This window comes from Novosphingobium sp. 63-713 (assembly GCF_001898925.1).
Taxonomy (GTDB): domain Bacteria; phylum Pseudomonadota; class Alphaproteobacteria; order Sphingomonadales; family Sphingomonadaceae; genus Novosphingobium.
This window is the reverse complement of record NZ_MKVS01000044.1, coordinates 1-14145: the sequence shown is the minus strand read 5'-3', so window position 1 is coordinate 14145 and position 14145 is coordinate 1. Positions and strand designations below refer to the sequence as shown.

Below are 14145 nucleotides of genomic sequence, written 5' to 3'. Positions count from 1 at the left end.
CGGCAAGAATGTCGCGGTGGTGGTGAAAATGGGATTGGGAATAACAATCACATTGCTGAAATTTTCACAAACGCGATAAACAGGCGTTGACGCGGCGTGCTAGGGATTCGCCGCGCACCTATGAGAGGATGCATCATGATCGGTATTCGGGGGCTTTACCTGTCTGGCGCCTGCGTTGCGATGATCGCAACCGCCACCACCGTCCATGCTCAAACCGAGCAGCCCAAAAAGGACGTTACCACAGGCGAAATCGTTGTCACCGCGCAATTCCGCAGCCAGAAGCTGCAGGACACGCCGCTGGCCATCACGGCCATGACCGGGGCCTCGCTGGCCGCGCGGGGACAGACCAATGTGGCCGAAGTGGCCGCGCAAACGCCCAATGTCACGCTGACCCCGCAAAACGCCTATCTCGGGCCGGGCATCATCGCCTTTATCCGCGGCGTGGGTCAGACAGACCCCAATTTCGCGCTCGAACCGGGCGTGGGCATGTATATCGATGACGTTTACCTGCCCACCCTCACCGGGTCGCTGCTCGACCTGATGGACCTTGACCGGGTTGAAGTGCTGCGCGGCCCGCAGGGCACGCTTTCCGGGCGCAACTCGCTGGGCGGCTCGATCAAGCTCTATTCGGTCAAGCCGCAGGGCAATGGCAAGGGCATGGTCGAAGGCACCTACGGCTCGTTCAACCGCATCGACATGCGCGGCTTTTTCGACCTGAAACTGGCCGACAATCTGTTCCTGCGCGTGTCGGGCGCGACCAAGAACCGCGATGGCTATGTCAAGCGGCTGGATTACGCCAAGACCCACCCCGGATCGAATGTGCCAACGCAGGCCACCGGCGACAGCCCGGTGCTGGGCACGCTGGGCGGCACCAGCTTTACCGCGGGCAAGGTCGCGCTGCGTTGGCAACCGGCCAGCAATGTCGAGGTCAATGTCTCGGGCGATTACACCCGCCAGCGCGACGAGCCGGGCGCCACCGTGCTGATCTATGGCAATTCCATCGCGCAATTCGCCGGTTCGCCCGTCAGCAAGTCGCCCGCCCGCCCATGGCTGCGCGGCACCAATGGCGCCCCGATTCCCTTGAACTGCGCCTTTGTCGCCAGCGGCGTGAACAGCTGCGACACGGTGCCCGCAGGCTATGACGGGCGCTATGTTTCCTATGCCACCTTCTTCGACAATGCCGCGTCCGACAGCCAGATGCCCTATAAGCCGCTGACGCTGAACCCGCATTCGAACCTCGACAATTATGGCTTTGCCGGGACCATCGACTGGACGATCGCCGAGGATCTGGCGCTCAAATCGATCAGCGCCTATCGCCATTACACCTCGTCATGGGCCTTTGCCGAAGGCGCCCCGGTCCAGCCCTCGATGCTGGAACAGGCGCAGGCCAATACCCAGTGGAGCGAGGAAATCCGCCTGTCCGGCAAGGCGCTCAACCGTCGTCTGGATTACACGGTTGGCGGCTTCTATTTCCACGCCAAGGGCACCTATACCGGGCGCATCGACCTCAACTATGCGGGCATCGACTTCCTGCACGGGCCGGACACGACGCCTGCCACCAACAAGGCGGTTTTCGCCAATGTCTCGGGCAAGCTGACCGAGGCGCTGACCATCACGGGCGGCGTGCGCGCCAGTTGGGACACCAAGGATTACACCTATTCGCGGCATAATCCCGATGGTTCGACGATCCTGCCCTGCACCGGCTATCCCTTTACCGTGGGCCAGCCTGCGAATTGCGCGATTGCCGCTCTGAACGGCCTCAACGCCCATTTCGAAAAGCAGCGCACCGACTGGCGCATCGCGGGCGACTATCGCTTCAGCCCCGAACTGATGGTCTATGCCCAGGTTTCGACCGGCTATCGCGCGGGCGGCGTCAATCCGCGCCCCTTCTATATCAACCAGGCCCAGTCCTTCCAGCCCGAGACCATCGTAGCCTATGAGGCGGGCTTCAAGTCCGACCTGTTCGATCGCAAGCTGCGCTTCAACGTGTCGGCCTTCTATAATGATTACAAGAACATCATCCTGACCGTTCTGAATTGCCCCAACAATCTGGGCTTCCCCTCGACGCCTTGCCTGCAACCAAAGAATGTCGGCTCGGCCCATGTGAAGGGCATTGAAATCGAGACGATGATCCGCCCGACCGCCGGGCTGACCTTCGATGCATCGCTGTCCTATCTCGATTTCAAATATACCACCGTGGACACGGCCAGCACCGGCGTGACCGCCAGCATGGTTCCGCCCTACACGCCCCAGTGGAAGTGGAACGCGGGCGTGCAATATGACATCCCCGATGTCCTGAAGGGCACGCTGTCGCTGCGCGCCGATGGCAATTACCAGTCGCACATCTATGTCGACCCCACCAATGTCGACAGCGCCGTGGTTTCCACCAGCACGGCCACCAATGGCGGCGGCGGATCGCTGGCCACGCAGGTGGCGACCAACCGGATCAACGGCTATTTCCTGGGCAATGGCCGGATCACATGGAAGAGCGCCGCCGATGGCTGGACCGCCAGCGTCGAGGTGCGCAACATCTTCAACAAATACTACTTCACCTCGATGACCGCGAATTACGTGTCGATCGGCACCGTGTCGGGCGCGCCCGGCCTGCCGCGGACATGGGCGGTGACGCTGAAGAAGGACTTCTAAAGGATGGGAAAGGGGGAGGCCGAAAACCTCCCCCTCTCTCTTTACAGCTTGGCGAAAAGCGCGAGTTGGCGGGCGTAGGCACGGTCCGCCTCGCCCTTGTCATAGGATGGCGCATCCAGCGTGCACCAACCATGATCGGCATTGTACACTTCGACCTCGGCCGGACGCCCGGCGGCCGCAGCGGCGGCTTTGAGCGCATCCTTGTCGCCGGGGCTGCGCGCATCGTCATTCTTGGCGATGGCGAAGAGGAAGCCGGCCTTGGTCGCCCCGATCAGCTTGTTCGGACTGTCGGCCGCATCGCCCACCAGACCGCCGCCGTGGAAACTGGCGCAGGCCGTCACGCGCTCGGGATTGGCCGCCGCCGTGCGCACGGTATAGCCGCCGGTCATGCAATAACCCGCCGAGCCGATCTTGCGCTTGGTATCGACCGCCGCCTGCTTGTCCAGCCAGCCCACGAAAGCCTTGGCGTCGCTGATGATGCCCGGCGTGGTGATCGCGGCGATGGCGGGCTTCAGCTTCTCGCCGCCCGCCGGGGTGCGCCATTCGGCAAGGCTGTTCAGCAGCGGCGCCTTGGCCGTGCGATAGTAGTGGTTGACCAGCAGGACCGCATAGCCATCCGAGGCCAGACGGCGCGCCATCACCTTATAGGCATCGCGCGAACCGGCAATGTCGGGCCAGACGATGATGCCCGGATGCTTGCCGGTGGCGGGGTGGACAAAGAAAGCGTCGCATTGCCCATCGGGCGTGGTGATGGCCACCGCGTTTTCTTTGAGCGCCGCGCCTGCGGCAATCGCCTGCTGCGCCCCGGCCATGGCGGCGGCGGCGCCTGCTGCGCTCACGGCGGCAAACTGGCGGCGCGATAGGCCGCGCGTGGCGGCATTGGCATCGTCATCGGCGATGGTGAGTTCGTCGCACATGGGAATGCTCTCCTTGATGGACAGGCCCGCGCGGCCCGCCGTTTTTCCGGTGCGAAGCTGGCGCAGAAACGGAGATAATTCAACCACGCCCAGTCGGGCGATACAATTTGCGCGCCCGGCCGTCGAAAGGGGATTGCATGAGGCCGCAAAGCGCATAAGATGCTAACAAACGTTACGATAAAAAGGTGAGGATCATGGCAACAATCGCAGGGGCCGACGCGCCCGCAAACGCAAGGCAATTTCCGCAAACGCCGCATTTTATCGGCCTTAATCAGCCGGTCGGACAGGAACTTACGCTCACGGGCCTGAAGGTCGAAGGCACCCTGCCCCCCGAGGTGCTGGGCAGCTTCTATCGCGCCGTGCCCGACCCGCATTTCGCGCCCAAGTTCGATGACGACAATGTGCTCTCAGGCGACGGCATGATCAGCCGTGTATCCTTCAACGCCGATAACACCGTGGATTACGCGATCCGCTATGTCCGCACCGCGCGGTGGCTGGCCGAGGAAGAAAAAGGCCATGCCCGCTTTGGCCGCTATCGCAACCCCTTCACCGATGATGCCGATGTGGCGGGCATTGATCGCACCGTGGCCAACACCACGCCGGTGTGGCACGCCGGGCGCCTGCTGATGACCAAGGAGGATGGCCGCCCCTACGCAATCGACCCGGTCACGCTGGAAACGCGCGGCTCCTATGACTTTGGCGGCAAATTGAAATCAAAGACCGTCACCGCCCATGTCCGCATCGATGCCGCGACCGGCGAGATGTTCCTCTATGGCTATGAGGCCGATGGCGAGGCCAGCACCAAGATCGCCTATCTGATCGTCGACAAGGACGGCCATCTGACCAGCGAGCAGTGGTTCGATGCGCCCTATTGCGCGATGATGCATGATTTCGCGATCACCGAAAATTACGCGCTGTTCCCGATCTATCCCACCACCTGTTCGCTCGAACGCCTGAAAGCGGGCGGCGATCACTGGGTGCATGAACAGGAAACCGACAGCTGGCTGGGCATCATGCCGCGCTATGGCAATGTCTCGGACATGCGCTGGTTCAAGGGACCGAAGGGGGTTTCGGCCTATCACTTCATGAACGCCTTTGAAGATGCCAACGGCATCATCCATTTCGACCAGTGCCTGTCGAACACCAACGCCTTCCCCTTCATCCGCGAGGCTTCGGGCATCCATATGGCCCCGTGGGAGGTGCAAGGCGCGCTGACCCGCTGGAGCGTTGACCCCAAGGGCGATGCGACAGACGTGACGCAAAGCGTGGTCGGGCCTCCAGGCGATTTCCCCCTGATCCCGGCGCGGATGCAGGGGCGGCCCAATCCCTATGGCTGGATGCTGACCATGGACCCGCAGATGAAGGGGCCGCCGCTGGCCGGTGGTCCGGTGGGGGCGATGTTCAACACGATCATCCGCCTCGATGTCGCGGGCGCGGCCGGTCAGGTGCTCGATGCGCTGGCGCTGCCGGTGGGGTGGAGCCTGAACGAGCCGGTGCATGTGCCGTCGAATGATCCCGACCATCTGGGCTATATCGTCACCATCGTCGATCATCAGACCGGCGATAACCAGTTCGAACATGCCGCATGGGTGCTGGATGCGGGCGCGCTGCACAAAGGCCCTGTGGCCAAGGTCGCCATCCCCGCCCGCCTGCGCCCGCAGGTCCATGGCTGGTGGGTGCCGCAAAGCGCTCTGGACGCGGCAGAGTAAATCATGGGTCAGATCGTTATCACCGGCGCCAGCGGCCAATATGGTCGCGGCGTCACCGATCGCCTGATCGCGGCGGGTTTGGGGGATCAACTGGTGCTGATCTCCCGCACTCCGTCCAAACTGGCCGACCGCGAGGCGCAGGGCTGCACCATCCGCTATGGCGATTTCGACCGGCCCGAAACGCTGGGCGATGCGGTGGCGGGGGCGGACACCATGCTGCTGATTTCCGGCACGCGGGTGGGTGCGCGCGTGGCCCAGCACAAGGCCGCGATTGATGCCGCCGCCGCGCAGGGGGTTCGCCACATCCTCTACACCAGCTTCATCGGCATCGACGATCCGGCCAACCCCGCCGAGGTGCGCCACGACCATATCGAAACCGAGCGCCTGATCCGCGAGAGCGGCATGGACTGGACCATGCTGCGCGATGCGCATTATGCCGATGCGATGATCGTGATGGCCGGGCCCGGCGTGATGAGCAGTGGCCAATGGATCTCCAACGCGGGCGACGGGCGCGAGGCGATGGTCTGGCGCGAGGATTGCGTGGAAAGCGCGGTGGCGGTGTTGCGCGATATTGCCACCGGAACGCGCGACCATGCGGGCCGGATCTACAACATCACCGGACCGGAATTGCAGAGCTTTGCCGAAGTGACCGCGATCCTCTCGCAGATCACCGGCGTGCCGCTGGCCTACACACCCGTCTCGGACGAGGCGCAATATGCGATGTTCGACGCGATGGGCATCCCGCGCCGCCCGGTCGACGACCAAAGCGTCAACGGCATCCCGTGGAACAGCGACGACATGGTGACATTCGGCGCCGCGATCCGCGAGGGCTTTCTGGCCATCTGCAGCGATGATGTCGAAAAACTCACCGGCCGCCCGGCCCGCAGCGTGCGCAGCCTGATCGAGGCCCATGCAGACATGCTGCGCGCGGCCGCCCAACCGATGGAACATGCGAAATGAACGCCCCCTTCCCCCAGATTACCCCGGTTGAACCCAATATTGCCCATAACGACCGCCTGTTCATCGGCGGCGCGTGGGTGGCCGCCCATTCAGGCCGCATGATCGAACAGGTCAGCCCCGATACCGAAGAAGTGGTCTCCGCCGTGGCCGAGGCCGATGAAGCCGATATGGACGCCGCCGTGGCCGCCGCGCGCCATGCCTTTGACCATGGCCCATGGCCCCGGATGCAGCCGGGTGAACGCTTCGCGGTGATGAAGAAAATGTCCGCGATCCTGCACGCCCGTGTGGGCGAGACGGCGCGGGCATGGTCGATGCAGATGGGGGGCCTCGCCAGCTTTTCCGGCATCATGCAGGCCGGATCGAACGCCACGTTCGACGGCATCATCGCCATGGCCGAAGGGTTCGACTGGGTCGAAAAGCGCCCCACGGTGGGCGCGGCTGTGGGCCTTGTCGCCTATGAGCCGGTGGGCGTGGTGGCCGCGATTGCGCCTTGGAACGGGCCCTATGGCATCATGCTCAACAAGGTGGCTTATGCGCTGGCCGCCGGTTGCTGCGTCATCATGAAGCCTTCGCCCGAAACCCCGCTGGAGGCCTATATCATCGCCGAGGCGGCGCAGGAGGCGGGCGTGCCCGCAGGCGTGGTCAATCTGGTGACGGGCCACCGCGAGGCGTCGGATCATCTCATCTGCAATCCGGGCGTGGACAAGGTCAGCTTCACCGGATCGACCGTGGCGGGCAAACGCATCGCGCAGGTCTGCGGCGAGCGGATTGCGCGATGCACGCTGGAATTGGGCGGCAAATCGGCGGCGATTGTGCTGGACGATTTCCCGATTGAGATCGCGGCCAAGATCTTTGCCGGAACCATCTGCATGATGAGCGGGCAGGTCTGCGCGATGCTCAGCCGCGTGCTTGTGAGCAAGGCGCGCCATGACGAACTGGCAGCCGCGATTGCCGCCGAAATGGCGCAAGTGAAGATCGGCCACAGCGACGATCCCACAACCCAGCTTGGCCCGGTGGCGATGAAGCGGCAGTTGGAGCGGATCGAGAGCTATATCGAGGAAGGCAAACGCAGCGCGCAATTGGTCCATGGCGGCGCCCGTCCGGCCCATCTGCCCAAGGGCTATTTCATCGAGGCAACCCTGTTTGCCAATGTCGATAATGCCAGCCGCATTGCGCAGGAGGAAATCTTCGGCCCGGTCCTGGCGCTGATCCCCTATGAGGATGAGGCCGACGCGATCCGCATCGCCAATGATTCCAGCTTTGGCCTCAATGGTTCGGTGCTGACGCAGGATGTCGATGCGGCCTATCGCATCGCGCGGGCGGTGCGCACCGGGGCGGTGGGGCAAAACGGGCTCCGCATGGATTTCGGCCTGCCCTTTGGCGGCTTCAAGCAATCGGGCCTTGGCCGCGAAGGCGGGATCGAGGGGCTGCTGGGTTATACGGAATTGAAGACCATCCTGCTCGATGGGATGCCATCGGCGCTTTAAATCCCGAAAGGGCCAAAACCCGAAAGGGGGCGCCGGCCAGATTACGGCGACGCCCCCTTCCCCTCTCACAGCTCGTGATGTCGGGTCAACGCAGCTCGATACAGCCGCCATCGACGAATAGGTCGACGCCATTGATAAACGATGCGCGCGCGCTGGCAAGAAACAACACAGCCTCGGCAAGCTCTTCTGAGCTTCCCATGCGACCAATTGGCACCACTCCCGCCATCATTGCCTTCATTTCGGCGATAGTTTCCGGACTTGCATCGCGCTTGAAAATTTCGGTGTCGGTGGGGCCGGGGCTGACCATATTGACGCGGATGCGGCGGGGCAGCAATTCCTTGGCCAGAATGCGCGCCATCGCCCGCAGCCCTGCCTTGGCCGCAGCATAGACCACATTGCCCGGCACGGCCGCCAGCGAACCGATCGAACCGGTGATGACAATAGCGCCGCCATCGCGCATCAGCGGCAGGGCGCGCTGAATCGCAAAGAACGCGCCGCGCAGGTTCACATCATGGATCTGGTCCCAGAATTCCTCGGTGACTTGCTCGACCGGGGCAAAACCGCCCACGCCCGCATTGACGAACAAGACGTCGATCCCGCCCAGCGCCTCCTCGATTTCGGCCATCGCGCCCGCGCTTTGCTGCGGATCAGCCATGTCGCTGCGGATGGCCAAGGCGTCGAGATCCTCGGTCACCTCGCGCAGCATCGCCTGATTGCGCCCGGTCACGGCAATCTTGGCGCCCTCCTCGCGAAAGCGGCGGGCGGCGGCAAGGCCGATCCCCGCCGTGCCTCCCAGCACCACCACGCAGCGGTCAACAAATTCCCCGGTAATCGAGACCATTGCGCGCCCCTTAAAACATCGTGTTCGTATTGGCCGAATGTTCCGGCACGGGCGAGATCACATCCCAATGCTCCATCACCCGGCAGCCCTTGACGCGAAAGATGTCGACCACCGCAAAGCCGCGCTGGGCCGCCGCATCGCCGCCCTCGTTCCACCCGTGCGAATGGACGGCGACCAGATTGCCGTCGGCGATGATGCGGTGGATCTTGGTATGCTGCCCCTTGTTTTCATTAACAAACTTTTCCAGGAAAGTGATCGCGGCATCGCGCCCGGTCGCGGCATAGGGATTGTGCTGAATATAGCCGGGATCGACCCAGCGCTCAAAGGATGAGCGGACCTGCTTCTTCATGTAAAACTCGTCCATGAACCGGGCCACGACCTGCTTGGGCGTCATTGTGCAAACACCCCCTTTGGCAGGCCCTTTGGCAGGCGCCGCCGCGACCGGCGCAGCCAGGAGCAACATGAAGGCGGCCATCGAAAAACGCAGCATGACACTCTCCCTGGTTCAGAACATGGAATTGGGATTGACGGGATTCGCGGGCACTTCCTGCAGCACATCCCAGTGTTCGACAATCATGCCGCCCGCCACACGAAAAATATCCACCACGGCCAGCCCCGGATCGCCGGGGAACCGTTCGACATGGACATGCACCGCCACCATGTCGCCATCGACCAAGGTGCGATGGATGGTCTGGCGCGCATCGGGGCTCTCTGCGCGAACCTTGTCGAGAAACGCTTTCAAAGCCTCCACGCCCGGCTCGGCCAGCGAGGAATGCTGCACATAATCAGGTGCAATATAGCGGTCGACAGCCTGTGAATCCATCGCGATCAAAACCTTGTGATACATCTCGATCACGAGGCGCAGATTGGCCTCTTCCTGCGCAGTCCGCGCCATCATCTCTCTCCCCTGTCTGTTGTTTTTGCGCGATGAACATGCCTGTCCGCGCAATGGCTATTGTAACAATTGATAGCATATGCCAGACAGGATGCAACCAGCGACAGGGACCATACCCCTCACTCCCCTGTCGCCAGATAATTGGGGAGAGGTTATGGATCGGACCGCGCTTTATGGCGTGCTCGACAGGTTTCTGGCGGCTTTGGCGGCGCGCGATGCGGGCGCGCTCGATTGGGCGCCCGATGCGCAATTTTCCGAAAACAACGTCATGCTGGACCCAGGCGACGGGGTTTGGAACACCATCCAGGGCATCGGCGAATACCGGCTCCGCTTTGCCGACACGCGCACGGGCCAAGTCGGCTATTTCGGCACGATCATCGAGGCGATCGAGGAGTCGGGCTTCACCCTGCGCCTTGCCGTCAACGCGGCGGGCCAGATCACGCAATGCGAAATGTGCATCGTGCGGCAAAGCGATTCGGGCATCAAATTCGAAAATCCGCGCTATTGGACCAAGCCCATCCTTGAAAGCGACGCCGAGGCCCCGGTGGACCGCGCCGAAATGGTGCGCCTTTCGAACGGCTATTTCGACACGCTGCAATTGAACGACGGCACGATCCACACACGCTTTCACCCCGATTGCAACCGGGTGGAAAATGGCGTGCAGACCACGCGCAACCCCGATTTCGCCAAAATCGTTCCCGTTTCCGCGCTGGGCTGTGAGGAACAGTTCCGCATGGGCAATTACCGCTATGACGATGAGTTGCGCGCCCGCCGCTTCCCCTTGGTGGACGAGGAACGCGGCCTCGTGCTGGCTTTCGGCTTCATCGACCATTCGGGCAAACTGGAGCGCTATCAGCTGACCGACGGGCGCTGGGTCAACAGCCCGGTGCGCCGCCCACATTCCTTCTACATCTCCGAATTGTTCAAGATCGACCACGGCATGATTTGCCAGATCGAGGCCAATTTCATCACCGTCCCCTATCGGATGCCCAGCCCATGGCCGCTGGAGGAGCTGCCATGAAGCGGCTGATCGGCGCTCTGGCCATCGCCGCCATCGCCACCCAACTGGCTGCGGGCCAGCCGGAGGGCGCGAGCACCGAATGGACCAACCCCGGCGGCGATGCGGGCAAGACGCATTACAGCCGCCTAACCCAAATCACCCCCGCCAATGCCCCGCGCCTTGGCCTGGCATGGATGGCCGAACTTGGCACCACGCGCGGCATGGAGGCGACCCCGGTTATGGTGGGGGGCGTGCTCTATACGGCTGGCGTGGCGGGCCGGGCCTATGCCCATGATGCTGCCACCGGGCGCCTGCTCTGGGCGTTTGAGCCGCAGGTGGATATGCAGCTCAACCGCACCGCCTGCTGCGATATGGTCAATCGCGGGCTGGCCGTGGCCAATGGCAAGGTGTTCATCGCCGCGCTCGATGGCTGGATGTATGCGCTGGACGCCAAAACCGGCAAGGTGGCTTGGAAGACCGACTTCATCGAAAACCGCGCCAAGGGCGACAATTCCACCGGCGCGCCCGAAGTGGCCGGAGACGTGGTCATCATCGGCATGGCGGGGGCGGAATATGACGTGCGCGGCTATGTCACCGCGCTGGACCTGAAGACCGGCAAGATCCGCTGGCGCTGGCATGTCGTGCCGCGCGATCCGGCATTGGGACCGCAGGAGCGCCCCGAACTCGACGCCGCGCTGAAAACATGGGACCCGAAAAGCCGCTGGGACATTGGCGGCGGCGGCGCACCTTGGGATGCGATTCATTATGATCCCGAAACCGGGCTGGTGCTGATCGGCACCGGCAATGGCGGGCCTTATGCCACCTCCAAACGCAGCCCATCGGGCGGCGACAATCTCTATATCGGCTCAGTGGTCGCGCTTGATCCCAAAACCGGCGCGATGAAATGGCATTATCAGGAAACGCCGGGCGATAACTGGGATTTCACCAGCACCCAGCCGATGGTGCTGACCCATGTGAAACTGGATGGAGAGGACCGCCCGGTGGTCCTCCATGCGCCCAAGAACGGATTTATGTATGTGATCGACCGGCGCGATGGCAAATTGCTGCGCGCCAATGCGATTGCGCGGGTCAATTGGGCCAGCGGGGTGGATCTGAAGACCGGGCGGCCCAATCTGACCCCGGAGAACGCCGACTACACCACCGGGCCCAAGATCGTGTTTCCCGGTACGCCGGGCGCGCGCAACTGGCATGGCGCGGCCTATAGTCCCAAGACTGGGCTCTATTATGGCGCGGTGCTGGATATCGGCAATCTGATCTTTATGACGCCGGGGCAGAAGCCTTTAAAGGCGCGGGGGCTCAACAATGACGCCGCGCTGATCTTTACCACCGATGTGGGCGATGCGGTCGACACCCTGCCCCCGCCGCTGGCCGCACAAGTCAAAGCCCTGCCCGCCTTCGCCGAGGCGGTGAAGAACCCCGGCACGGCGCAGATGCGCGCGCTCGATCCTCTGACCGGCAAGACCGTCTGGGCCGCCGACATGAAGGGCTGGCAGGACCGCAGCGGGGCCTTGGTGACCGAGGGCGGGATCATGGTGCATGGCAATGTCGCGGGGCAACTGGTGGTGCGCAATGCCGCCAATGGGCGCATCATCAAGACCATCGACACCGGCACCAGCATCCTTGCCGCGCCAATGACCTATATGATCGGCAAGACCCAATATATCGCCGTGGCGGCGGGCTGGGGCGGCGGGGGCTTTCCCTTTGTGCCGCGCTATGCCGCCGCCTATAACCGGGTCAATGCCAACCGCCTGCTGGTGTTCAAGCTGGAGGGCAAGGCGCGGATGACGCCCCCGCCACGCCTGCCCGCGCTGACCGTGGCGCCCGAACCGCCTGCGCAGGCACCGGGCGTTACGCCAGAGACCATCGCGCGCGGGCAAGGGCTGTTCTTCGCCAATTGCGCGATTTGCCACGCCAACCGCCACCGCTCGATCACACCGGACCTGCGCCGGATGCAGCCGGGCACGCATGACGCTTTCCGCCAGATCTTGCTCGACGGTCTGCTGGTGCCCGGCGGAATGCCGCGCTGGAATGACATCCTGACGCCAGCGGACGCCGATGCGATCCACGCCTATCTGATCGACCTGCAGGCCAAGACCCGCGTTGAGGAACTGGCCAAGGTGAAGGCCAAGAAGCCGCTCGACGGACCGGCGCTGACCATTCTTTCCAATTACTAGAGGCCGAACCCCATGGAATTTTCCACACTCGAAAACCCACGCCTCGAATTCGCCTTCGCCTGCACCTTGCGCTTCACGCGGGTGCAGATGGTGCCCGACATCCCATCGGGCGGGATGCGCAGCGCGGTCTATGTGGATGAGGGTACGTTCGAAGGCCCGCGTCTGAAAGGCCGTGCCGTGCCCAATTCGGGCGGCGATTATGCGCTGTTCCGCCCCGATGACACCGCCTGTTTCGACGCCCGCTATATGCTGGAGGAGGAAGACGGCACGCTGATCTATATGCAGAACAAAGGCTTCCTCTGGGGCCGCGAACCGGGCGTGATGGACCGGCTGCGCCAATGGGCCTTTGCAGGGGGCGATCCGGTGCCCCACGCCGAATATTACCTGCGCGCCCAGCCCAGCTTTGAAACCAGCAAGGGCAAGCATGACTGGCTGACCCGCCACATCTTCATCGGCATCGGCGAGCGCCGCCCGGATGGCAACCATGTGCGCTATTACGCGCTGACGTAAAGGAGGCCGCGATGCCCACCGCCCAGATCGCCTATTCCGGACGCGGGGTGGAACGGCCCCGCTATTACGCCAATGCCCATCACCGCGATGTGCTGGACATTATTTCACACCCGATGCGCGTGGAAAGCGCGCGAGGGCTGAATGCGGACATCGACCGCGAGGGGTTTACACTGGCGCTGCATGACAGCGCGGTCTCGGACTGGCGCGATCCGGCGCAGATTGCGGGCGTCTATGCGCCCGAGATCGCGGCATTGGTTCAACGCGTCACCGGGGCCGATGAGGTGAAAGTCACGCCCCACGGCATCCTGCGCTTTTCGGAAAAATCGGGCCTCGCGGGCAGCGGCAACAATTCCCACCCTGCCCGCTTTGCCCATATCGATGTGGCCGATGGATCATCGCGCATGATGGCCGAGCGCGGCGCGGGCGGGCGGCCCTTTCGCCGCTATGCCGCGATCAACATCTGGCGCGCCCTCTCGCCCGCGCCGCAGGATGTGCCCCTCGCCCTGTGCGATGCGCGCAGCGTGGCGGCAGGAGATCTGATCGTGGCGGATGCGATATTCGATGAACCCGATGGGCGTGAATGGGGTTTTGAAGGGCTGGTCGTCGCGCATAATCCGGCGCATCGCTGGTACTATTACCCCAACATGCACGCGGGCGAGGCCATCCTGTTCAAGACCAAGGACAGCGACGAAGCCACCGCGCGGCATATTCCCCATGTGGCCTTTAACGATCCCAACGCGCCGGGGGATGCACCGCCCCGGTCGAGCATTGAAATGCGGGCGACGGCATATTGGTGGGAATAGGGGTTTAGAGTGCCTCCGGCGGGCAAAGGGACTTGTCCCTTTGCAATCCCTTTACTGTCTATGTGGTGCACAATATCGCCCGAAGCGTGACCTCGCCGCGCCGCAGATGGTGTGGACGGCGCTCCAAGAGGGAATTGAGTCGCGCTACGCGACACCTCACGGTGTGATTGTCAAAGATCCAC

General features: G+C 63.2%; 12 protein-coding genes. 8 read left to right on the top strand and 4 right to left on the bottom strand.

Going from position 1 to position 14145, the window contains the following annotated elements; genetic code table 11:
* Positions 1 to 135: 135 nt before the first annotated feature.
* Positions 136 to 2646, top strand: a complete 2511-nt coding sequence (locus tag BGP00_RS17110; RefSeq protein WP_292687516.1) for a TonB-dependent receptor — start codon at positions 136 to 138, stop codon at positions 2644 to 2646.
* Between the two features lie 41 nt (positions 2647 to 2687).
* Here BGP00_RS17110 and BGP00_RS17105 read toward each other — a convergent pair whose 3' ends face one another.
* On the bottom strand, positions 2688 to 3563 hold the full coding sequence (locus tag BGP00_RS17105; RefSeq protein WP_292687518.1) for a dienelactone hydrolase family protein: 876 nt from the start codon (positions 3561 to 3563) through the stop codon (positions 2688 to 2690).
* Positions 3564 to 3757: 194 nt separating this feature from the next.
* Between BGP00_RS17105 and BGP00_RS17100 the strand changes: the two genes are divergently transcribed.
* From BGP00_RS17100 to BGP00_RS17090, 3 genes are read left to right on the top strand one after another with little or no spacing between them, the layout of a single operon-like run.
* Positions 3758 to 5272 (top strand): carotenoid oxygenase family protein, encoded by a 1515-nt coding sequence (locus BGP00_RS17100; protein WP_292687520.1) that lies wholly within the window; start codon positions 3758 to 3760, stop codon positions 5270 to 5272.
* 3 nt (positions 5273 to 5275) lie between these two features.
* Positions 5276 to 6232, top strand: coding sequence for an SDR family oxidoreductase (locus BGP00_RS17095; RefSeq protein ID WP_292687522.1), 957 nt, complete (start codon positions 5276 to 5278; stop codon positions 6230 to 6232).
* Positions 6229 to 7719 carry an aldehyde dehydrogenase gene (locus BGP00_RS17090; RefSeq protein WP_292687524.1) on the top strand — a complete coding sequence of 497 codons (1491 nt, stop codon included), beginning with the start codon at positions 6229 to 6231 and terminating at the stop codon, positions 7717 to 7719. Before BGP00_RS17095 ends, BGP00_RS17090 begins: the two co-directional genes overlap by 4 nt.
* An 85-nt stretch (positions 7720 to 7804) precedes the next feature.
* Here the strand turns inward: BGP00_RS17090 and BGP00_RS17085 are convergent, their stop codons facing one another.
* From BGP00_RS17085 to BGP00_RS17075, 3 genes are all read right to left on the bottom strand, one after another.
* Positions 7805 to 8560 (bottom strand): SDR family oxidoreductase, encoded by a 756-nt coding sequence (locus BGP00_RS17085; protein ID WP_292687526.1) that lies wholly within the window; start codon positions 8558 to 8560, stop codon positions 7805 to 7807.
* A 10-nt stretch (positions 8561 to 8570) separates the two neighbouring features.
* Positions 8571 to 8954, bottom strand: a complete 384-nt coding sequence (locus BGP00_RS17080) for a nuclear transport factor 2 family protein (protein WP_273618282.1) — start codon at positions 8952 to 8954, stop codon at positions 8571 to 8573.
* Positions 8955 to 9065: 111 nt separating this feature from the next.
* On the bottom strand, positions 9066 to 9458 hold the full coding sequence (locus BGP00_RS17075) for a nuclear transport factor 2 family protein (protein ID WP_292687529.1): 393 nt from the start codon (positions 9456 to 9458) through the stop codon (positions 9066 to 9068).
* Positions 9459 to 9609: 151 nt separating this feature from the next.
* Between BGP00_RS17075 and BGP00_RS17070 the strand changes: the two genes are divergently transcribed.
* Genes BGP00_RS17070 through BGP00_RS17055 form a run of 4 tightly spaced genes read left to right on the top strand, consistent with a single transcriptional unit; the run spans position 9610 to position 13963 of the window.
* Positions 9610 to 10476, top strand: a complete 867-nt coding sequence (locus BGP00_RS17070) for a hypothetical protein (protein WP_292687531.1) — start codon at positions 9610 to 9612, stop codon at positions 10474 to 10476.
* On the top strand, positions 10473 to 12650 hold the full coding sequence (locus BGP00_RS17065; RefSeq protein ID WP_292687533.1) for a PQQ-binding-like beta-propeller repeat protein: 2178 nt from the start codon (positions 10473 to 10475) through the stop codon (positions 12648 to 12650). The genes BGP00_RS17070 and BGP00_RS17065 overlap by 4 nt, the downstream gene beginning before the upstream one ends.
* Before the next feature lie 12 nt (positions 12651 to 12662).
* Positions 12663 to 13160 carry a DUF3237 domain-containing protein gene (locus BGP00_RS17060; RefSeq protein ID WP_292687535.1) on the top strand — a complete coding sequence of 166 codons (498 nt, stop codon included), beginning with the start codon at positions 12663 to 12665 and terminating at the stop codon, positions 13158 to 13160.
* Positions 13161 to 13171: 11 nt separating this feature from the next.
* Positions 13172 to 13963 (top strand): CmcJ/NvfI family oxidoreductase, encoded by a 792-nt coding sequence (locus tag BGP00_RS17055; protein WP_292687536.1) that lies wholly within the window; start codon positions 13172 to 13174, stop codon positions 13961 to 13963.
* Positions 13964 to 14145 lie beyond the last annotated feature (182 nt).